The following is a 19,594-nucleotide window of genomic DNA, read 5'->3' on the forward strand; positions in this document are numbered from 1 at the left end:
CTCTAAGTACCGGCCTTGGCGGCCTTGGTACTTCTTGCGTGGCGAGCGCGCAGGCGCTTGAACACGTCTGCCGCGGGAACGCTGGGGCGCGGGTCCTTGACCGACGCCTGCACCTTGGCGCGGAGATAGTCGTCGAGCGCGGCATCCTGCCGGTCGAGGGCGCGGAGCGCCGAGCGCATGACCTCGCTCGCCGAGGCGTATTCGCCAGATTTCAGACGCGCCTCGAGGCTCGCGAGCTGAGGGCCGAGCGTGACGGTGATGGGCTTGTTGGTTCGCATGCAGTGTCTTCCTTCAGACCATCATACCACGCAATATGACAGTGTCATACAACGTTTCGGCGGCCTGGGTGAAACACTTCCTTATTGGCGATTTGCGCCGCATGCGATCATTCCCGCCGACCCTTGAGCACTTGCATGCACGTGCGCCGAAAGACTAGTTTCATCAATGCAATCAAGGCGACTCGGGCTGTCCAGCACTTCGCGCAAAAATATTCTTGTTTCGTTTTTTCGGAAATTATGATTTGATGCGTGTGTCCCGCCCCGGATGAGGGGACGCTTCGCGGGTCGTCACGGACGTCGGGTGCGGGATGCGGTGGGCGCGTCGGATCGCAGCGTGGGTTTCTCGCGCGGACGAACGGTTCCGATGCGCCGGTGAAATCGTGCGGTCCTGGCATCCCGGTGCTGATGCCAAGTTGCGCGGCGACGTCTGTGCGTCGCGCTGACGACGGGGGCAAACAAGCCGGTCCCCGGGGAGACCACGTATAAGCCGTCAAAACTACCGCGCAGGGAAGGCCGGCATGTCTCGGCCCACCTGTGGTGACTGCCGCCTGCTTTTTGTTTTGCAGGCGGGCCATGGGTGCCGGCCAGGCATCCGGCCTTCCCTGCGCCCTCCACTAAATCGAGGGCGACGAATTCTCCGTAGAAACTCGGGCGCGAAGCGTCGCGAGAACGAGGAGGTGCGTCCGATGGACAATGGTGCGATGAACTGCGAGTCGATTCATGCGCTTTCACGACGAGCGCGTTGCTGAGACCCCCACCCCGACCTTCGCTTCGCTACGGTCGACCCTCCCCGCAAGGGGGAGGGTGTCACTGCCCCACTCTTCATGCCGTTGTCACCTCGCATTAACCCGTTGCTAACCATACACCGGGCAAAAATTGCCGGGTGAAACTGGGCGTCGTGCGCAATGGGCGACCGGGAAAAGCCCCCGCGGAGACAAGGCGCGAAGGTCGGGCTCACAAGGCGGCAGCCGATCGGTGGCCGCGAAAGCGTTAAAGGGCCTCAGAAGCGGCCCCGGATGAAAGGCGACGAACATGGTCGACGTCACGGCAGGACAAGGCGCAGGACTCCCCTCGGGCGGCCTCACGGGCGGGATCAAGATCGACGACATCAAGACGCTGGTGCTGCGCGGCGACATCGCGCTGGCGCTCGGCATTCTCACCATCCTGGTGGTGCTGATCCTGCCCCTGCCCTCGCTGCTGCTCGATCTGTTTTTGGCGATCTCGATCACGCTCTCGATGCTGATCCTGATGCTGGCGCTGTTCATCCAGGCGCCGCTGGAATTCTCCTCCTTCCCGACTGTGCTCCTGATCTCGACCATGCTGCGGCTGTCGCTGAATCTGGCGTCGACCCGGCTGATCCTGTCCCACGGCCACGAGGGCACCGACGCCGCCGGCCACGTCATCCAAGCCTTCGGGTCGTTCGTGATGGGCGGCAATTTCGTCATCGGCATCATCGTCTTCGCGATCCTGGTGACGGTGAACTTCGTCGTCATCACCAAGGGCTCGGGCCGCATCGCCGAGGTCGCGGCGCGCTTCCATTTGGACTCGATGCCCGGCAAGCAGATGGCGATCGACGCCGACCTCTCCGCGGGCCTGATCGACGAGAAGGTCGCCAAGGCCCGGCGCAAGGAGCTGGAGGACGAAAGCGGCTTCTTCGGCGCCATGGACGGTGCCTCGAAATTCGTCCGCGGCGATGCCATCGCCGGCTTGCTCGTCGTCTTCATCAACGTGATCGGCGGCATCATTATCGGCGTCGCCCAGCAGGGTCTCGGCTTCGCCGAAGCCGCCAGCACCTACACCACACTGACGGTGGGCGACGGCCTCGTCACCCAGGTGCCGGCGCTGATCGTCTCGACCGCGGCCGGCCTGCTCGTCTCCAAGGCCGGCGTCAGCGGCGCCGCCGACAAGGCGCTGATCAAACAGTTCTCCGGCTATCCGCAGGCGCTCGGCATGTCAGCCGCCGTGATGCTCGTTCTGGCTGCGCTGCCGGGCATCCCGGCCCTGCCGTTCCTGGCGCTCGGCTCCGGCGCCGCCGCAATGGCGTGGCAGGCGCGCAAGCACAAGCAGGCCAGCAAGGTCGCCGAGGCTGCAGCTGCCGCCGCTCCCGCTGCCGCTGCCGCCGCCGCGGCCGCCGAGGAGCCGATCGCCGCCGCGCTGAAGATCGACGATCTCAAGATCGAGCTCGGCTATGCGCTCTTGCCGCTCGTCAATGGTCCTGACGGCACCGACCGCCTGACCGACCAGATCAAGGCGCTGCGCCGGTCGCTGGCGATCGAGATGGGTTTTGTGATGCCGTCAGTGCGCATCCTCGACAACGTCCAGCTCGAGGCCAACACCTACATCATCAAGATCAAGGAAGTGGACGCCGGCACCGGCAAGATCTGGCCGAGCCAGTTCATGGCGATGGACCCCAGCGGCAACCAGGTCTCGGTGCCCGGCATCCACACCACGGAGCCGACCTTCGGCCTGCCCGCCACCTGGGTCGATGCCAGCCTGAAGGAGGAGGCCTCGCTAAAGGGCTACACCGTGGTGGACGCCGCGACCGTGCTGTCCACCCACCTCACCGAGCTGCTCAAGGCCAATATGAGCGACCTGCTCTCCTACGGCGAGGTGCAGAAGCTGCTCAAGGAGTTGCCGAAGGAGCAGAGCGAGCTGGTCAAGGACATTGTGCCGAGCCAGATCACGATCTCCGGCATCCAGCGCGTGCTGCAGCTGCTTTTGGCCGAGCGCATCTCGATCCGCGATCTCTCGACCATCCTGGAAGGCATTGCCGATGCGCTCGCGTTCTCGCGCAACCCGGCAACCATCGTCGAGCACGTCCGCGCCCGGCTGGCGCGCCAGATCTGCGCCGCTAACACCTCGCCGATGGGTTATCTGCCGCTGATCGCGCTGTCGGCAAAGTGGGAGCAGGCGTTCGCGGAATCGTTGGTCGGCCAGGGCGAGGAACGGAGCCTCGCCATGCAGCCCTCGAAGCTGTCGGAGTTCATGGGCGCGGTGCGCAACGCCTTCGAGCGCGCCGCCCACGAAGGCGAGTCGCCGGTCTTAGTTACGTCAGCCGCGATCCGCCCCTTCGTGCGCTCGCTGGTCGAACGCTTCCGCGCCCAAACCACGGTGCTGTCGCAAGCCGAGATTCACCCACGCGCAAGGCTGAAGACGGTCGGCAGCGTGTAGTTGTGGAACGCTGTTTACCATTGCTCATTATTCAGACGGCCGGCGCGAAAGCACCGGCCGTTGCCGCTTTTCGAAGCAGTTTTCGCCTGTGTGTTTGCGCCACACGCAAACGATTTCTTAATTTTTCGTTATGCTCGCTACTTTTTGCCAATGCGCCCGGAATATCGCTCTAACCTATTGTAATACCGTGTAATTAGCCGGTTTATGCACCATACAGATCGCAATGGATCACAGTCTATCACGCTCTTGTGATGACCCTTGCGGAACGAAATCGTCAATTCTTACTTTCTGCATCACGACGACGATGAACCGGCCGATAGATGGGCTCGACGAAGTAACGCAAGCACGGAAGACGGCAGGAGGGGCTTCCATGAACCACTCGATTTACAGCGCCGATCGCTCGACCCATTTGAAGATCGTGGCGGTTGCGCTGGTCGCAGGAATCGCAGTGGCGGGCTTCGGCATCTCGGCGCGCAGTGGTTCGGAAGGCGGCTACACGCAGACGGCCCGTGTCATCAAGGCCGGCAAGCCGGTGGTGGTGACGAGTTCGGAAGCCACGCTGGTTCGATAGAGGATTTCAGGAATTCATGCGGCCTTACAGCCCCCCAAGCGACCGCATGGATATGTAGTAGACCCAACCCCAAGTCGACTACCGAAAACGCCCGCTCCCCACGGGCGTTTTTTTTTGTGGGAGGCACGTCAGCGCGCGCCCGCTGGCGGCACCGTCTCGATCAGCTTGCCGGAGAACACGATCGGACCGGTCACCGCCCCCGTCGGCGATCCACCTTCCGGCTCCAGCGACACCGCGAAGGTGGCGCTGTTCACGGTGTCGCTGTCATAGGACGAAAGCGCCGGCTTGGTGGTGAAGTCAGCGTTGCCGATCACACCAAGCGAGCGCGGCGCCTGCAGTCTGTCGGACACCAGCCACAGCTCATAGCTCTTGCCCTGCTCCGGCTCGGCCCCGACCCGGCGCACGGTGAAGCTTTTGCTGGCAGCGTCGACAGTCAGGATGAAAGCCGGCGCCTCGCCGTTTTTCTGCAGCAGCGCGACGAATTGCGCGGGCGGCGCCTTGGCATCCGCCACCTGCGTGCGCGGCTTCGATTGCAGCGCGGCGGGCAACAGGTCGGGCCGATAGACCTGGACCGTGATCATCGCCAGCAGGGCGGCAGCGAGTGCCGTCATCGCGTTGGCAACCGTACGCCATTGCCGGACCCGCGCGGCGAGTTGGATCACGTCGGGGTCGCGCGTTGACGCCGGCTCCGCGCGCCGCGGCATCGCCGTAACCGGTTCGCCCGGTGGCTCGGCAGCCGGAGCCGAGGCTTGCGCTTCTGGCGCTGGGAGTTCGGATGCCAGCGCCGGCGCGGTTGCTTCAGCAGTGTCCAGCGTAGCGGCTTGCGGCGCGGCGGCAGGTCCAGCCGGGGCAACCGCAGGCCTTGCGATCGCGGCCTTGATGCGCTCCCACACCTCCGCGCGCGGCTCGACCAGGCCGACCATCTGGTTCAGTGCACCCAGGCGAAACTCCCAGGCCTCGCAGACCGCGGCATAGCTGGCATCGACAGCCATCATGGTCTGGACCTGCACGCGCTCCTCGGCATCCAGCGTGCCGAGCGCGTATTCCGCGGCGAGCGCGATATGGTCTTCGCTATAGGCCATCATCCACGTCCAAGGTCGCTCGGCGCGAGGTGATCATCAAAGACCCAGGCACTCGCGGATCTCCATCATGCTCCGCCTGAGCCAGGTCTTCACCGTGTTGACAGGCGTTTCGAACTTCGCCGCCAGCTGCTCGCGGCTCCAGCCGTTGTAATAGGCCAGCAGCACCAGCTTCTGACGGTCGGGCTCGAGCCGGCCGACGCATTCCAAGAGCCGCTTCAGCTCCTCCGACATTTCCCGCCGCGCCAGCGGATCGGGCGTTTCGGCGGCGACGTCCATCGCCCCCGGCTCCTCCTCGATCGAGCTCTCGCCGCGCTTGCGCACGATGTCGATCGCGCGGTTGCGCGCGATCGCCGCCATCCAGGTGATTGGCGAGGAGACTGCGGGATTGAACTGCCCGGCGCTGTTCCAGACCTTGACGTAGGTTTCCTGAATGACCTCCTCTGCGAGATCCTGTCGCCGCAAGATACGGAGCACCACGCCATAGAGTTTCGCGCGCGTGGCCACGTAGAGACGCTCGAAAGCGGCTTCATCCCCCTTGGAGACCGCGGCGATCAGCCAGACCAGCTCTGCCGGCGTCAGCATTCAGACATCCCCGAAATCACTTTGCCCCATTACCGTCGACGGCCGTGACTTAGCATAGTCTGGAGCATAACCGTCCGCCAAGCTGCCCGCGTGATGCTGCAAACCCGCCAAAGAAAAACCCGGGCGTTGCGGCCCGGGCTCTGCTGATCGGAAAAAGCTGCAGCGTCACGCGATGACGCCGAGCCTTGCGCGCATCAGGCCGATGCTGTCGAGATCGGCCTGCTCGCGGGCGCTCTCCTCGGCCTTCTCGCGCGCCTGGTCGCGCTCGTCCAGGAGCTCGACCTTCTTCAATTCCTCGAAGGCTTCCGACAGCGCCGACTTGGCGTCCTCGAGCTGGGTGCGCAGCTCGTCGGCCGAGCGCGTCAGATTTTCCCGGCGCTGGATCGCAGCCTTGGCATAGGTCGGATAGGCGAAATGCGTGGGATCGTTGATGCCGGCACGATCCTGCTCGGTCTGGATCTCGCGCTCGAGCTCGGCCGACATGCGCTGGAAGTCGGCGATCATGCCCTCGATCTGGGTGACCCTCCGGCGCTTCTCGTCGACCTGAAACTTCTTCAGGCGTATTAGCGTATCGCGTGACTTCATCGACTCATACTCCCCAGAAGTCCCTCACACGCGGGACAGGGCCGACCGCCTTCCTCGGCCGGCCGGCTTGGCTCATCTCGTGGCGCCGATGATCCCCCGACAAAGTTAGCTTTCCGTTTCCAACCGACCGAGGATTTGTTCCAGCTGGCGGTATCCCGCTGCGAGACCGCACACTTCATCCTTCCGCTGGCGCAGAAAAGCTTCCAGCGGCTCGTGCAGCTTGATCGCCTCGTCGACCTCCGGGCTCGACCCGGCCCGGTAGGCGCCGAGCCGGATCAGCTCCTCCATGTCGGCATAAGTTGCCATGATCTGCCGCGCTCGCATGATAGTCGGCAGGAACTCCGGATCGGCCGATTTCGGCATGGTGCGCGACACCGACTTCAAGATGTTGATCGCCGGATAGCGGCCGCGCTCGGCAATCGAACGCTGCATCACGATGTGGCCGTCGAGAATGCCGCGCACGGCATCCGCCACCGGCTCGTTATGATCGTCGCCGTCGACCAGCACGGTGAAGATGCCGGTGATGGCGCCCTCTCCGCTGCCGGGGCCGGCGCGCTCCAAAAGCTTCGGCAGCTCGGTGAACACGGTCGGCGTATAGCCCTTGGCGGTCGGCGGCTCGCCGACGGAAAGACCGATCTCGCGCTGCGCCATGGCAAAGCGCGTCACCGAATCCATCAGGCACAGCACGCTCTTGCCCTCGTCGCGGAAATATTCCGAGATCGCGAGCGTGAGATACGCCGCCTGCCGCCGCATGAGCGCCGGCTCGTCCGAGGTCGCCACCACCACGACCGAGCGGGCGAGGCCTTCCTCGCCGAGATCGTCCTGCAGGAACTCCTGCACCTCGCGGCCGCGCTCGCCGATCAGCCCTATAATAGAGATGTCGGCATCGACGTTACGCGCCAGCATCGAGAGGAGGACAGATTTACCGACACCGGAACCGGCGAAGATACCGAGCCGCTGGCCGCGGCAGCAGGTTAAGAATGTGTTGAGCGCGCGCACGCCGAGATCGAGCGGCGCGCCCACCCGCTTGCGCGAATGCGCCGGCGGCGGATTGTTCCGATAGGGCATGGGCGATGCGCCCTGCTCCAGCGGGCCCTTGCCGTCGATCGGCTCGCCCATCGCATTGATGACGCGGCCAAGCCAAGCGGCAGAGGGGCGCACCTGGTTGGCGGCATTGGCGATCACGGCGCGGCAGCCGCGCCGGACACCATCGAGCCCGGCAAACGGCATCACCACTGCATTCTTGCCGGAGAAGCCGATCACCTCGGCGGGGATGAATTGGTTACCGCCGGTCTCGATCACGATGCGGGCGCCGACCGACATCGCGTGGATCGGGCCGGCAATTTCGACCATCAGTCCCTTCACGCCGACGACGCGTCCATAGATGTTGACGCCATCGATATCGTTGATCTGTTCGGCCAGCGCCTTCATTGCGGAAACCTTAAGTATGGGCTATTTCGCCTGCCCCGCTTAACTTGGTGTTTACCCGCATCATTAATCATTGCGTCACTGTCTTGGGTGACTGAGAGGGCTCGGCGCGCTGTCGCAAACAACAGCTTGCCGCAGGAGTCGGTTAAGTCCGTCTCTTAACATGGAGCTTGAACGGGATCGGTTTGGAAAAGCTGCTTCGTCGCAACATCTTAGGGCGATTCGTTAAAAATTGCACGGTTAGAGCTTGCGCAGGGGAATCAGATTTTGTTAACCATCTCACGTCAGGATCCGAATCAGTTGTTCAAAGGCGTTTTGAGTGCCGCAGTGTGTGCGGCCGACCTGACGCCCGGAGCGGCGACTATGGGGAACTGGCATGCGCGTTTTGCTGATTGAAGATGACAGCGCCGTCGCGCAGTCCATCGAATTGATGCTGAAGTCGGAGAGCTTCAACGTCTATACGACGGACCTCGGGGAAGAAGGCGTCGACCTCGGTAAGCTCTACGATTACGATATTATCCTGCTCGATCTGAACCTGCCGGACATGTCGGGTTACGACGTGCTCAAGCAGCTTCGGGTCTCCAAGATCAAGACTCCGATCCTGATCCTGTCGGGCCTCGCCGGAACCGAGGACAAGGTCAAGGGTCTCGGCTTCGGCGCCGACGACTACATGACCAAGCCCTTCCACAAGGACGAGCTGATTGCCCGCATCCATGCGATCGTCCGCCGGTCCAAGGGCCACGCCCAGTCGGTGATCCAGACCGGCGACCTCGTCGTCAATCTCGATACCAAGACGGTGGAAGTCGGCGGCCAGCGCGTGCACCTGACCGGCAAGGAATACCAGATGCTGGAGCTGCTCAGCTTGCGCAAGGGCACCACGCTGACCAAGGAAATGTTCCTCAACCATCTCTATGGCGGGATGGACGAGCCGGAACTGAAGATCATCGACGTCTTCATCTGCAAGCTGCGCAAGAAACTGGCCAACGCCTCCGAAGGCCGCAACTTCATCGAGACCGTCTGGGGCCGCGGCTATGTGCTGCGCGAGCCGCACGACCTCGACGAACGCATCCCCGCTTGATCTCACCATAGTTTCCCGGGGCTGGCTGCGAGACTTGCTCTCCTGGCACCCGAACCTGGACCCCGCCGCAAATGGCGGGGTTTTTGTTTTGGGAACGAAAGACCAGCGAAGATCCGACCGGCTTCTGCCATTTTGGCTCGACCTCCCACCGGGAGGACGGTCAACTCCCCTCCCCTTGCGGGGATAGGGGTCCTCCAAACCGGTCCGCATTTGGATGGCCTCGCGTTCAGCACTGACGCGAGCCCCAGCACGCGGGTAGCCATTTTTGCCCTCACGTAAAGGTCGGCGCGCCGCGCCATTAAAGGAACTCTCCATACCCTCAGTCCAGACCATGAGTTAGCTCTACCCCGCCTCTTGGCTGCTGCCGAGATCGCTGCGCGATGGCGGAGTGGCGAGCGCACCGCCGTCGCAGCAACACCTCACTATTCATCGTCACATGCATTCGCGTTCTCGCGGCGCGTTTCGCCCGAGCTTTGAAGATTTCACCGCCCTCATCAAACAAGGGCGCAGGGAAGGCCGGGCGCTGGCCGCGCCCGTGGCCCGCCTGCAGAAAGAAATGCAGGCGGCAGTCACCACAGGTCTGGCCGAACACACCCGGCCCTCCCTGCGCGATGGTGTTACGATTTATACGCGCTCTCCCTGGGGACCGGCTGTCTTGCCCCCATCGCCGCAGCAATTCGTCATTGCCGGCTTGGCATCAGCACCGGGATGCCAGGACCACGCGACTTCACCGTCGCATCGAGCTGTTCGTCCGCGCGAGAAACCCGCGCTGCAACCCAATGCGCCCACCGCATCCCGCACCCGACGTCCGTGACGATCGCGAAGCGCCCCTCGTGGGAGGCAGGACGGAAGGGATCAAAGCATAATTTCTGAAAAACCGCAATAGAAATGTTTCCGCATCGGAATCGGAAGCCAGTCGCCTTAAGATTGGTACACAGCTGCGATCTACGATGGAGCGTTCGGAGTCTTAATGACGCGACGCCCGGCCTTCGCCGAGCGCCGCAGGGCTGCTTAAGACCGGAGCGTTCGTTATACAGCAAGCGCCTCCTTGGTCAGCGACCAAGCCTGATTCAGTTTCTTCGAGCGCATCTCGAAGTCAGCTTTCACCTCGGTCATGCGCTTGTCGATGCGACGCTTGGCGCGATCGCTCGCCTGTTGCGTCTGATCCTTCAGGGACTGCAGCCTAGCATCTGTTTCGGCCTTCGCCTGGTCGAGCCTTTTCTTCGCCTGCTCCTGTAGGGTTTGGATCTGCAACTTGACCTGCTGGATATCCTTTTGGATCGCGGCGCGAGTCTCGGCGTCGGCGTGCTTCAGGTCCTCTTGCAAGGTCTTCAGGTTAGCTTCGAAGGCCGCCGATTCCCGGACCAACTGATCCTCGACCACCTCCGAGCGCAGACGGCGGAAAACGGTCCCGCCAAGCTTGTGCAGCCTCGTATCCACAGGCGTGGTCCAGGCCTCCTCGATCTCCGCCAGCACGGCCGCCTTTCCGGGCGACAATGCGTTGGAAACCTCGTCGAGGAATGTTACTCCGATTCCACTGGCATCGAGATCGAATATCAGACCGCCGAAACTCCCCAGTGAAGCGCCGATTGCAACGCCCGCCGGTCCGCCCAGAAGTCCGATCAGGCTTCCCGTCACCAGCCCGACGGCCGTGCCGACCGGGCCTTGGTCAGCGGCCTGCTTGACCGCGATCGTTCCTGCGTTGTCTTTCACCACCACCGCCGAGGCATAAAGACTGATATCGCCCTCTCTGTGAAGATTTCGCAAGGCACTCAGGCCCTCGAACGCCGAGGACTCGGCTTCGAAAACTGCAACCAGCATCTTGTCCATGATCAGTCCTCCTGTGGGATGTTGAAGTCGTGCATCTGGTCGAGCGCCCACCCGGGTTCTCAACTCTCATCTCAACGCGAGGTGTTCTCGATCGCGTTCACGAGTTTTCGGCATGCGACCGCGACCATCGTGATCGCGAGGCCCGAAGTGACGAGGTTGACGCCGACGATGAGGCCGAGCGCCCAGACCGCCGACCCCGGCCAACCGCTGATGATGATGGCTGCAAGCAGCAGGTCGGCAAGACCGCTCATGACCATCCATCCCCAGGACCCGGGAAACGCGTCGCGGTAGCTGAGCGCAGCTGCGATCTGAAACACGCCTTCAGCGATGAAGAAGGCGATCAGCACTAGCGTCAGCGACACGGCGCCTGCCACCGGATGCCAGAGCAGCAGTACGCCGCAAAACAGCGAGAGCGCCGCCGTCAGCAGCGACCATAAGAATGCCGGCACCGTCAGCGCAAAGAACATCGTGACCAGCCCGGTGATACCGCTAAGCAGGAAGAGCCAGCCGACATAGATGTCGACCGCGAGCGTCGAAACCGCCGGCCATATGATCGCGATGATGCCTAGCACCATCATGATCACTCCTTGGGCAACAAACAGGCCCCAATAGGTGCGCATTGCCTGCTGTACTGTCCGTTCCGCGTCGCTAAGCGTCGGATTCGAAAAACTCATCGGACTTCCTCCATTTGATCGCCGAATGGGCCACTGAGGGCGACGGATCAAATCGGGCGACCTCATGGCGCCAAACTATGAGGGCAATTCCGGACTACTGAGACAATCATGGTGACGATCGGGAATGCGTCCTTGATTTGGGTCAAACGGTTGCCGGTTCCGCTTCAAGCTCGCGCGACCGTCGTCGCGGAAAACGGCAATGATCACTTGAAAACAGCGAGAACACGCCCTGCTGCAGCCCTTCCCAGCGCGTCGGCGGGTTAGCCGCAGGCGTAACCCGCCACTCTCCCGCATCGATCGTGCAATGGCGGATTACGCTTCGCTAATCCGCCCTACGTCCTCGAAGGCGAACAAGAGGGCCGCGTTCGGCTGCCGTCAGCTAAGCTGCGAGCTTGATCAGGCCGAGCTGCTGCAGCGCGGTGACGCCGTCGTCGAGCCCGACCTCCTCGATGATCTTGCCGTCCTTCAGCTTCAGAACAGTCGTGCCGGTAAACCGCATCTTACGACCCGAGTTGGCGGGCAAGGAGCCGGCCAGGAAGTCGTCGAACGCGGGGCCGGTGTGCGTCCCACCACCTTCCCAGCGGCCGACGACATAGTCGCCCTCCGCGATGAGGTCGCCGGCTCCCCAGAAATTGAGATCGGGGAAGGCCCGACGGAAGCCCGTCATGAAGGCTTTGATGTCCTCGCGTCCGCGACGTGGCGCGTGCAGCGAATATTGAAGGAGCATATCCGGTGCCGCCAGCTCATCGACGATTCCGAGATCGCACGTCTCACCCCAGAATTTGGTGAACCAGCGTCCTACGATGGCCTTGTTGTCTTCTTCCCTCGACATCTTGCATCTCCGTCTTTGCTTCGTTGTCCCTACTGACGACCGGGTCGATCGATGCATTGGACCTTGGAGCAGTGACACGTGGGTCGCCACCCGATTCCCGCTTCATCCCGCGATTGCCCCCGCAATTCCATCACTGCACGAGCGTTTAAGACGCCCAGCAAGCGTAGCCCGCACGAGCGGCAGCGATATGCGGGGCCAAGATCCCGGATGTCGCTTCCGCCGTCGCCCTTCGGGCTATGGCGGACAAGTCGCTCAATCCGGGCTACGCTCGCTGTTACCTACCCACCTGCCCGACTTGCCACCGATGGCCGCGACGATGTCTCCCGCACTTGCGGCTCGGCTTCATTTCGACTTAAGGCTTTGAACCTACCGTCGCAGTGATCAGACCGATTCATCGTGCAAGGGGCGCGCGGATGATCCTGCAATCGCTGGCCGGGCTGCCGGCCTTCCTGGTCTATTTCTGCATGGCGATCATCGCGGTGACGGCGTATTTGTACGTCTACACCCGCGTCACGCCGCATAATGAATTCCAGCTCATCCGCGACAACGATCCGGCGGCGGCGACCGCGCTCGGCCTCAGCCTGCTCGGCTTCACGCTGCCGCTGGTCAGCGCCATCGCCCACTCCGCCAATGTCGCGGACTGCATGATCTGGGCACTGATCGCGCTGATCGTCCAGGTGGTCGTCTATTACCTAGTCAAGATCCCGGTGCCGAACCTCTCCGAGCGGATCGCCGCCGGCGAGCTGGCGCCCGCGATCTGGCTCGGTCTCGCCTCGCTCTCGGCCGGTGCGCTGAACGCGGCCTCGATGATGTCATGAGATGACCGAGCAGAGCCGCGGATTCGGCAAACGCAGGCCGCTAGCTCCGCCGACCACGCCGCCGGTGAAACGCTCCGGCCATGTCGCGCTGCTGGTGATGGGATCGCTCGCGGTCGGCGGCACCGCCTACGCGCTGATGCCGCGCACGAGCTGCGACCCGCCCGCGCCCGGCACGCCGCAGACTGAAGCCGCCTGCACTACGCGCAGCTCATCCGGCGGTGGCGGGGGCAGCGGCTCGCGCTTCTACGACAGCAGCAACTCCGGCCGCACGAATGTCGCCGATGCCGAATCCGGCCGGGTGTCACGCGGCGGCTTCGGCTCATTCGCGCGAGCCTTCGCCTTCTCGCGCGGCGGCTGATAGCTCGGCACGTTTTGCCGAGGCATCCACTTCGCTTGAAAACGCTACGATGATGCCGCGAAATCACCGCGTTTACGTTGTTGATAGGGCGCGGATCTTTGACACAGACTCTAAAATCATAAGAAAATCAAAATCTGACTTTTGGGGATGAGACCCATGAAACGGTCGCGCCGTGTTGTGCTGACGATGATGGGGACTGCCGCCGTTGGTGCAGTCTCCATGGGCTTTACACGGCAGCCTCCTTGCGGCCCCGGGCTGGAGACCGTGCCCGGGCCAAACGGTCGGCCGGACTGCCGCGCCATCCATGGTGGCTTCGGCGGTGCGGTCGCGCATTTTCACGGACATGGTCACGGGCATGGCCACGGCCATGCCGGCGGCTGACGACTTCATATTATGAAGCGAATCGCCTGTCCCGAGCGTGACGACTGGCGACAGACAGCGGCCGGTTGCGGCTTCGACTTCTGCGAGATCGACGGCGAACGCTATTGGGACGAGCGCGCCTACTACGCGTTCACGCTTCACGAGATCGAGGTCGACATCGAGGAGGCGACAGCGGAGATCGAGGCGATGTGCCTCGAGCTGGTCGAACGCGCACTCAGCGATGAAGAGGTTCTGGCTCGGCTGAAAATTCCGACCGCGTTCTGGCCGCTGCTGACCGAGAGCTGGCAGCGCGGCGACGGCAGCCTTTATGGCCGGCTCGATCTGAGCTTCAGCGGACAGGGTCCCGCGAAGCTGCTCGAATATAATGCCGACACTCCGACCTCGATCTTCGAGGCCGCGGTGTTTCAATGGACCTGGCTCGAGCAGAGCATCGAGCGGCGCGTGCTGCCCGGCGGCGCCGATCAGTACAATTCGATCCATGAGCGGCTGATCGCGCGCTGGCAGGAGCTCGGCCAAAATGGCCGACTGCATCTCGCAGGGATCACCGGCGACGCCGAGGATGCCGGCACGCTGGCCTATCTCGCCGACACCGCGGCGCAGGCCGGCCTTGCGACCTCCATCATCGACATCGAGGACATCGGCTGGCGCGAGGATGGCGGCGGCTTCGTGGACCTCGATAGCAACGACATGGAGCTCGTGTTCAAGCTCTATCCCTGGGAATGGATGTTCCGCGATGAATTCGGCGCGCGCCTTGCCGAAGCATCGACGCGCTGGATCGAGCCGCCATGGAAGGCGATCCCGTCCAACAAGGGCATTCTTCCGCTGCTCTGGCAGATGTTCGAGGGCCATCCAAACCTGCTGCCGGCCTTCTTCGAGGACGATCCGCGGGCCTCCAGGCTCGGCACGAGTTTCGTACGCAAGCCGCTCTACTCGCGCGAGGGCTCCAACGTCAGTTTGGTTTCCGATGGCGTTGCGGTCCGCGCGCAACAAGGACCCTATGGCGCGGAGGGATTCGTGCGCCAGGCCTTGGCGGCGCTGCCGGATTTCGGCGGCGTCTATCCGGTGATCGGCAGCTGGCTGGTCGCCGGCGAGCCGTGCGGGCTGTCGATCCGCGAGGACGCCACGCCGATCACGGGGAACAGCTCGCGCTTTTTGCCGCATGCAATCCTGTAACGGCGGGCAAGCCAAACGGCTGGCGCGGCCTGAAACGGCTCGACAGGCCGGACTGGATGACTAAAAAGGAGGCAACCGGCACGCCGCCGGCCTGACTCATTTCCCTGATAGCCGAACGCGGGCAATGACCATTGCTGCTCCCAGTCTCGACGGATTGCGCATCCTCCTCGCCGAGGATGAGGGCCTGATCGCGCTCGAGGTCGAGACGGTGCTGCAGGGCTTCGGCTGCGAGGTGGTCGGGCCGGTCTCGCGCGTGAGCGACGCGCTGCGCGAGGCGGAGCGCGGCGGCCTCGACGGCGCGCTGCTCGATGTCAATCTGCGCGGCGAGCAGATCTTCGCGATCCTGCCGCGGCTGACCGAGCTGAAGCTCAAGATCGTCATCACCTCGGGCTATGACGACGCTACGCTGTTTCCGGAGGCGTTCCGCACGCTGCCGCGGCTGGCCAAACCGTTCGGCGAGCGCTCGCTGCGGAAGATCTGCGAAGAGACGTTTTTGAAGACTAATACGCGTTGAACTGTTCTGCCGCGGCAGACGAGGTCCACCTCTTCCATTGGGAGAGGTCGGATCGCGCAGCGATCCGGGTGAGGGGTTGCGCTCTCACGAGGGAGCTGCGCCCCCTCACCCGATCGCTCATTGCATTCGCGATCGACCTCTCCCCCGATGGGGAGAGGTGAACCGAGTTCGCGGTTGGTCCTGCGACTATCAGGACTGACGAAAAGCTTTGCTTCGGCGTAGATGACTAACCCGACCGCACGGCGGAGGCCGGCACGTTCTCGGGCGAGACGTCCGCCTTCAGGGCGAAGCTCAGCACGCACCTGATGCCGTCGGGCTCGAAATTGATCTTGGCCTCGCCGTCGAGATCGAACCGCACCACGCGCTCGATCAGCGTGATGCCGAAGCCGCGCGAACCGCTGCCTTCGATCTTCGGGCCGCCGCGCTCCAGCCAGGTCAACGCGAGACGGTGTCCGTCCTCGCGCAATTGCCAGGAGATCGCGACCCGGCCCGATGGCGTCGACAGCGCGCCATATTTCGACGCGTTGGTGGCGAGCTCATGCAGCACCATCGAAAGCGGCAGCACCAGGCGGGCCCGCAGCAGCACCGGCGGGCCTTCGGTGACGAAGCGCCTTTCACTGGCGCCATAGGGCGCGAGCACCGTCGCGAGCAGCTCGTTCACGCCGATGCCGATCCAGCGCGTCTGCGTCAGGATGTCATGGGCGATCGAGACCGCCTGGATCCGGCCGGAGAACGCCTTGTTGAACGCCGGCAGCGACGGCCAGGTGCGCAGGGTCTGGCCCGCGACCGACTGCACGATCGCCAGGATGTTCTTGACGCGGTGGTTGAGCTCGGCCACCAGCACGGTCTGCTGCTCTTCGGCCCGCTTGCGCTCGGTGATGTCGGTCAGCGTCACGATGGAGCCGACGACATCCTTGGCGTCGTCGACCAGCGGCCCGGCGCTGAGCAGGAAGGAGCGGCTGGCCTCGTTGCGCAGCCGCACCTCGATTCCATGGATCGGCCGCGTCCCCAGCGCGCGATCCAGGCTCTCGCGCGAGAAGCGCGTCAAGGTCCCCTGCTCCTCCGCGCTCTGCGCATCGAGCGGAAAGGCGTCCGAGAACAATTGCCCGACCGGCGAGCTCCCTGCGAGCCGCTCGGCGACCTGGCTCGCATGGGTGATGTGCCCGTCGCGCGCGAGCACCACGATCGCGTCCGTCGCCTGCTCCAGGATCGAGCGCGCGAAGCGCTCGGCACTCGCGCCCTCCTCGGCGCGGCGGTGGATCGACAGATCGGTCAACGTGACCAGCGTCGCGACCACGCCGCCGATCGACATCTGATGCATCCACACCGAGACCGGCAGCGTGCCACCGTCGGTCCGCCGCAGCTGCGCCTCGCTTGCCGCCTCGCCGTCGCGCTGCACGGGCGCTGCGCCAGCGAACAATGTCGCGAAGCTCTGTCCCATCAGATCGGCCGCCCCTCGCCCGGTCAGCGCGCACAGGCGGGAATTGACCAGGGCGATGTTGCCGTCGGCGCGCAGCGTCAGCGCGCCATCGCTCATCCGCTCGACCAGGATGTGATAGGGCGCCTCCGCGCCCTGCAGCATGATGACCGGTGATGTGTCCAGGCCCTGCACCACCGCCGCATCGGCCTTGCCGGGGTGGATAGCCTCGACGGCCTCCTCCGCTTCGTTGGGCGAGCGATCAGGCTCGATAGGTTCGGTGGATGACGTCACGCGCACCCCAACTCAGCTTGGCGCGATGTGGAGGCCGACCGGCACCTTCTCGGCATTGGATAGGTCGCGGCGCAGCTTGGCTTGGCTGCCCAAGCCGCCGGCCGGCGTCTCGATGATTTCGATGATGATGCGCTTGGGCCCGATTGCGTCGATTGAAAAGCCGATCCGGATGAACAGGCCTTCGGAACGCGCGCTCGCTCTCATCCGGTCCCCCTGCCGCAGATGACAACGCGCGGCCTGATCACGAATGGACGACGACGCAGGACGGGCGGAAAAGTTCCCGCGCTCGCTCGAATTATTTTTTTGGAAGGCTGTCAATGCCCTTGGGCGCGCAGGGCGGCGGCACCGGCCGCGCCCGTGCGTCTTTGCGTCCTCAAGCCGAGGGGCTCAGCGGGCCGCGACCACCTTCAGGCCGGGCAGCAACGCGCCGCCTGCCGAGCGCGCCATCCGCGCGGGATTGAGCTGATACAGCCCGCGGCGGTCCGGGCAGGGCCGGAACGCATCGGTGATGCCGACCACGGATTCCGCCGCCCCCAGCATCAGGTAGCCGTCCGGCTCCAGCATGCGCGCCATGCGCTCGAAGATCGAGGTCTTGGTCTCCTGGTCGAAATAGATCAGCACGTTGCGGCAGAAGATCACGTCGAACTTGCCGAGATGGGAGAAGTCCTGCAGCAGATTGAGCTGGCGATGCTGGACCATGCCGCGGATGTCGGCGCTGAGCTGCCAGAACTCGCCGAGCTGGGTGAAGTATTTCACCAGCAGCTGAATCGGCAGTCCGCGCTGCACCTCGAACTGGCTGTAGAGACCCGCCTTCGATTTCTCCAGCACTTCGTGCGACAGGTCGGTGGCGACGATCTCGTTGCGCCAGCCCGACAGCGCCGGGCCGAACTCGCGCAGGCACATCGCGATCGAATACGGCTCCTGACCGGTCGAGCACGCCGCCGACCAGACCCGGATCGAACGCCTGCCTGCGCGCGAGCGCGCGAGCTCCGCCAGGATGGAATCGTTCAGGTGGTCGAACGGAATCTTGTCGCGGAAGAAGAACGTCTCGTTGGTCGTCATTGCCTCGACGACGTCGCAGGTGAGCTGCTCGGCGCCGCTCTTCATCTTCTGAACCAGCTCGGTGATGCCACTGAGCCCGGCGCGGCGCGCCAGCGGCAGCAGCCGGCTCTCGACCAGATACTGCTTGTCTGTGGACAGATCGAGCCCCGAACGTTCCTTGAGCAGCCGGCGCAGATATTCGTAGTCGAGCGGCGTCACGAGCGGTCTCCTGCAAACAATCGGACCAGCTTCGGCGCGATCTGATTCAAGGGAAGAATGGCGGAGCAGATGCCGGCATTGGCGGCGGCGCCCGGCATGCCCCACACCACGCTGGTCGCTTCGTCCTGGGCGATCACGCTGCCGCCGGCGGCGACGATCTCCTTGCCGCCGCGCATGCCGTCCGAGCCCATGCCGGTGAGGATCAAGGCGAGCGTGGCGCCCTGCCAGATCTCGGTCGCCGAAGAGAACAGCGGGTCGACCGCGGGCTTGCAGAAATTCACCGGCGGGCCGTTGTCGAGCACGATCACGGTATCCGTGCCATGGCGCGCGACCTTCATGTGACGTCCGCCCGGCGCGAGATAGATCCGGCCGGCCTTGACCGGCTCGCCATCGACCGCCTCATGCGCCGGACGCCGGCTCGATCGCCCAAGATGCTCGGCGAGGATGGTGGTAAAGGTCGGCGGCATGTGCTGGGTGATCAGCACCGGGAAGCGGTCGATCACCGGACCGAGATCGGTCACCACCGACATCAGCGCCTGCGGGCCGCCGGTCGAGGAGCCGATCAACAGCACCTTCGGCATCTGCGAGCTGAACGCGCGGCGCGCCAGGCCAGCCCCGCTGCCATGTGCAGCCGGTGCCGAAGCCGCCGCCGGCACGGCGGCGGGACGCACCACATGCTGACGGTGCTCGGGGATCGGCACCACGGTCGGCGAAGCTGGTGCGTGCATCGGCGGCGCATGCATGGGCGCGACGTGACCGACGCGGCGCGCCTTGCCGCCGAGGGTGCGGATCTTCTGGATCAGATCGTGGTGGAAGATGTCGGCCGCGCCCGCCTCGCGCGTGCTCTCGGGCTTGGGGATGTAGTCGGCGGCGCCGAGCGACAACGCCTTGAAGCTGATCTCCGCGTTGCGGCGGGTCAGCGTCGAGGCCATGATGATGACGAGATTCTTCTTCTTGGCGAGCAGCCGTGGCAGCGCCGCGATGCCGTCGAGTTCAGGCATCTCGATATCGAGCACGGCGACATCGGGGTTGACGCGGTCGAGCTGGTTGACAGCCTCGAGCCCGGTGCGCAGCGAAGCCGCCACCACCATGTCGGGCTCCGATCCGATCCAGCGCGAGATCATGCCGCGGATCACGACGGAGTCGTCGACGACCATCACACGCAGTGGCCCCTGGCTGGTCGAACTGGGAATCGAGGAACTTGCCAATGCGACGCTCATTACTCACCGAAAAGCCAGAGGCAGACTGGATAGAACCGGGCCGCATTC

The 19,594-nt window shown here is 64.0% G+C and carries 20 protein-coding genes; 8 read left to right on the top strand and 12 right to left on the bottom strand.

Annotated elements, in window-relative coordinates:
• Positions 1–2 precede the first annotated feature (2 nt).
• Positions 3–278: a type II toxin-antitoxin system ParD family antitoxin gene (locus P6U24_RS31240; protein ID WP_407156262.1), complete on the bottom strand. Its 276-nt coding sequence runs from the start codon at positions 276–278 to the stop codon at positions 3–5.
• Between the two features lie 1,032 nt (positions 279–1,310).
• Here P6U24_RS31240 and flhA point away from each other — a divergent pair.
• Positions 1,311–3,449 carry a flagellar biosynthesis protein FlhA gene (flhA, locus tag P6U24_RS31245; protein ID WP_407156263.1) on the top strand — a complete coding sequence of 713 codons (2,139 nt, stop codon included), beginning with the start codon at positions 1,311–1,313 and terminating at the stop codon, positions 3,447–3,449.
• Positions 3,450–3,819: 370 nt separating this feature from the next.
• Positions 3,820–4,020: a hypothetical protein gene (locus P6U24_RS31250; protein WP_407156264.1), complete on the top strand. Its 201-nt coding sequence runs from the start codon at positions 3,820–3,822 to the stop codon at positions 4,018–4,020.
• Positions 4,021–4,148: 128 nt separating this feature from the next.
• Here the strand turns inward: P6U24_RS31250 and P6U24_RS31255 are convergent, their stop codons facing one another.
• The 4 genes from P6U24_RS31255 to fliI all read right to left on the bottom strand — a co-directional run bounded on the left by P6U24_RS31255 (position 4,149) and on the right by fliI (position 7,700).
• On the bottom strand, positions 4,149–5,102 hold the full coding sequence (locus P6U24_RS31255) for an anti-sigma factor domain-containing protein (RefSeq protein WP_407156265.1): 954 nt from the start codon (positions 5,100–5,102) through the stop codon (positions 4,149–4,151).
• Between the two features lie 36 nt (positions 5,103–5,138).
• Positions 5,139–5,684, bottom strand: coding sequence for a sigma-70 family RNA polymerase sigma factor (locus P6U24_RS31260; RefSeq protein ID WP_407156266.1), 546 nt, complete (start codon positions 5,682–5,684; stop codon positions 5,139–5,141).
• 165 nt (positions 5,685–5,849) lie between these two features.
• A complete protein-coding gene (fliJ, locus tag P6U24_RS31265; RefSeq protein ID WP_407156267.1) occupies positions 5,850–6,269 on the bottom strand; it encodes a flagellar export protein FliJ in 420 nt (139 codons plus the stop codon).
• A 105-nt stretch (positions 6,270–6,374) separates the two neighbouring features.
• Positions 6,375–7,700: a flagellar protein export ATPase FliI gene (gene fliI / locus P6U24_RS31270; RefSeq protein ID WP_407156268.1), complete on the bottom strand. Its 1,326-nt coding sequence runs from the start codon at positions 7,698–7,700 to the stop codon at positions 6,375–6,377.
• Between the two features lie 373 nt (positions 7,701–8,073).
• Between fliI and ctrA the strand changes: the two genes are divergently transcribed.
• Positions 8,074–8,775, top strand: coding sequence for a response regulator transcription factor CtrA (gene ctrA / locus P6U24_RS31275; RefSeq protein ID WP_407156269.1), 702 nt, complete (start codon positions 8,074–8,076; stop codon positions 8,773–8,775).
• Positions 8,776–9,804: 1,029 nt separating this feature from the next.
• Here ctrA and P6U24_RS31280 read toward each other — a convergent pair.
• The 3 genes from P6U24_RS31280 to P6U24_RS31290 all read right to left on the bottom strand — a co-directional run bounded on the left by P6U24_RS31280 (position 9,805) and on the right by P6U24_RS31290 (position 12,111).
• Positions 9,805–10,605 carry a DUF1269 domain-containing protein gene (locus P6U24_RS31280; RefSeq protein ID WP_407156270.1) on the bottom strand — a complete coding sequence of 267 codons (801 nt, stop codon included), beginning with the start codon at positions 10,603–10,605 and terminating at the stop codon, positions 9,805–9,807.
• A gap of 71 nt (positions 10,606–10,676) precedes the next feature.
• Positions 10,677–11,279: an HdeD family acid-resistance protein gene (locus P6U24_RS31285; protein ID WP_407156271.1), complete on the bottom strand. Its 603-nt coding sequence runs from the start codon at positions 11,277–11,279 to the stop codon at positions 10,677–10,679.
• Between the two features lie 379 nt (positions 11,280–11,658).
• Positions 11,659–12,111 (bottom strand): ester cyclase, encoded by a 453-nt coding sequence (locus P6U24_RS31290; protein ID WP_407156272.1) that lies wholly within the window; start codon positions 12,109–12,111, stop codon positions 11,659–11,661.
• Between the two features lie 413 nt (positions 12,112–12,524).
• Here P6U24_RS31290 and P6U24_RS31295 point away from each other — a divergent pair, with 413 nt between their 5' ends.
• The 5 genes from P6U24_RS31295 to P6U24_RS31315 all read left to right on the top strand — a co-directional run bounded on the left by P6U24_RS31295 (position 12,525) and on the right by P6U24_RS31315 (position 15,355).
• Positions 12,525–12,929, top strand: a complete 405-nt coding sequence (locus tag P6U24_RS31295; RefSeq protein ID WP_407156273.1) for a DUF350 domain-containing protein — start codon at positions 12,525–12,527, stop codon at positions 12,927–12,929.
• 1 nt (position 12,930) lies between these two features.
• A complete protein-coding gene (locus tag P6U24_RS31300; protein ID WP_407156274.1) occupies positions 12,931–13,287 on the top strand; it encodes a hypothetical protein in 357 nt (118 codons plus the stop codon).
• A 156-nt stretch (positions 13,288–13,443) separates the two neighbouring features.
• Positions 13,444–13,668, top strand: coding sequence for a hypothetical protein (locus P6U24_RS31305; protein ID WP_407156275.1), 225 nt, complete (start codon positions 13,444–13,446; stop codon positions 13,666–13,668).
• A 12-nt stretch (positions 13,669–13,680) separates the two neighbouring features.
• Positions 13,681–14,841: a glutathionylspermidine synthase family protein gene (locus tag P6U24_RS31310; protein ID WP_407156276.1), complete on the top strand. Its 1,161-nt coding sequence runs from the start codon at positions 13,681–13,683 to the stop codon at positions 14,839–14,841.
• A gap of 124 nt (positions 14,842–14,965) precedes the next feature.
• Positions 14,966–15,355, top strand: coding sequence for a hypothetical protein (locus P6U24_RS31315; RefSeq protein WP_407156277.1), 390 nt, complete (start codon positions 14,966–14,968; stop codon positions 15,353–15,355).
• 226 nt (positions 15,356–15,581) lie between these two features.
• Here P6U24_RS31315 and P6U24_RS31320 read toward each other — a convergent pair whose 3' ends face one another.
• The 4 genes from P6U24_RS31320 to P6U24_RS31335 all read right to left on the bottom strand — a co-directional run bounded on the left by P6U24_RS31320 (position 15,582) and on the right by P6U24_RS31335 (position 19,546).
• Entirely contained in the window at positions 15,582–17,066 is a 1,485-nt protein-coding gene (locus P6U24_RS31320; RefSeq protein ID WP_407156278.1) for a sensor histidine kinase, read from the bottom strand.
• 12 nt (positions 17,067–17,078) lie between these two features.
• A complete protein-coding gene (locus P6U24_RS31325) occupies positions 17,079–17,270 on the bottom strand; it encodes a hypothetical protein (protein ID WP_407156279.1) in 192 nt (63 codons plus the stop codon).
• A 183-nt stretch (positions 17,271–17,453) separates the two neighbouring features.
• Positions 17,454–18,326: a CheR family methyltransferase gene (locus P6U24_RS31330; RefSeq protein WP_407156280.1), complete on the bottom strand. Its 873-nt coding sequence runs from the start codon at positions 18,324–18,326 to the stop codon at positions 17,454–17,456.
• Positions 18,323–19,546: a chemotaxis response regulator protein-glutamate methylesterase gene (locus tag P6U24_RS31335; protein ID WP_407156281.1), complete on the bottom strand. Its 1,224-nt coding sequence runs from the start codon at positions 19,544–19,546 to the stop codon at positions 18,323–18,325. The genes P6U24_RS31330 and P6U24_RS31335 overlap by 4 nt, the downstream gene beginning before the upstream one ends.
• Positions 19,547–19,594 lie beyond the last annotated feature (48 nt).

This window comes from Bradyrhizobium sp. STM 3557 (genome assembly GCF_045571465.1).
Classification (GTDB): Bacteria; Pseudomonadota; Alphaproteobacteria; order Rhizobiales; family Xanthobacteraceae; genus Bradyrhizobium.

Bases quoted from the DNA above. Each gene is read 5' to 3' on its own strand.
- P6U24_RS31240 (WP_407156262.1), bottom strand. From the start codon at position 278: ATGCGAACCAACAAGCCCATCACCGTCACGCTCGGCCCTCAGCTCGCG.
- flhA (WP_407156263.1), top strand. From the start codon at position 1,311: ATGGTCGACGTCACGGCAGGACAAGGCGCAGGACTCCCCTCGGGCGGC.
- P6U24_RS31250 (WP_407156264.1), top strand. From the start codon at position 3,820: ATGAACCACTCGATTTACAGCGCCGATCGCTCGACCCATTTGAAGATC.
- P6U24_RS31255 (WP_407156265.1), bottom strand. From the start codon at position 5,102: ATGGCCTATAGCGAAGACCATATCGCGCTCGCCGCGGAATACGCGCTC.
- P6U24_RS31260 (WP_407156266.1), bottom strand. From the start codon at position 5,684: ATGCTGACGCCGGCAGAGCTGGTCTGGCTGATCGCCGCGGTCTCCAAG.
- fliJ (WP_407156267.1), bottom strand. From the start codon at position 6,269: ATGAAGTCACGCGATACGCTAATACGCCTGAAGAAGTTTCAGGTCGAC.
- fliI (WP_407156268.1), bottom strand. From the start codon at position 7,700: ATGAAGGCGCTGGCCGAACAGATCAACGATATCGATGGCGTCAACATC.
- ctrA (WP_407156269.1), top strand. From the start codon at position 8,074: ATGCGCGTTTTGCTGATTGAAGATGACAGCGCCGTCGCGCAGTCCATC.
- P6U24_RS31280 (WP_407156270.1), bottom strand. From the start codon at position 10,605: ATGGACAAGATGCTGGTTGCAGTTTTCGAAGCCGAGTCCTCGGCGTTC.
- P6U24_RS31285 (WP_407156271.1), bottom strand. From the start codon at position 11,279: ATGAGTTTTTCGAATCCGACGCTTAGCGACGCGGAACGGACAGTACAG.
- P6U24_RS31290 (WP_407156272.1), bottom strand. From the start codon at position 12,111: ATGTCGAGGGAAGAAGACAACAAGGCCATCGTAGGACGCTGGTTCACC.
- P6U24_RS31295 (WP_407156273.1), top strand. From the start codon at position 12,525: ATGATCCTGCAATCGCTGGCCGGGCTGCCGGCCTTCCTGGTCTATTTC.
- P6U24_RS31300 (WP_407156274.1), top strand. From the start codon at position 12,931: ATGACCGAGCAGAGCCGCGGATTCGGCAAACGCAGGCCGCTAGCTCCG.
- P6U24_RS31305 (WP_407156275.1), top strand. From the start codon at position 13,444: ATGAAACGGTCGCGCCGTGTTGTGCTGACGATGATGGGGACTGCCGCC.
- P6U24_RS31310 (WP_407156276.1), top strand. From the start codon at position 13,681: ATGAAGCGAATCGCCTGTCCCGAGCGTGACGACTGGCGACAGACAGCG.
- P6U24_RS31315 (WP_407156277.1), top strand. From the start codon at position 14,966: ATGACCATTGCTGCTCCCAGTCTCGACGGATTGCGCATCCTCCTCGCC.
- P6U24_RS31325 (WP_407156279.1), bottom strand. From the start codon at position 17,270: ATGAGAGCGAGCGCGCGTTCCGAAGGCCTGTTCATCCGGATCGGCTTT.
- P6U24_RS31335 (WP_407156281.1), bottom strand. From the start codon at position 19,546: ATGAGCGTCGCATTGGCAAGTTCCTCGATTCCCAGTTCGACCAGCCAG.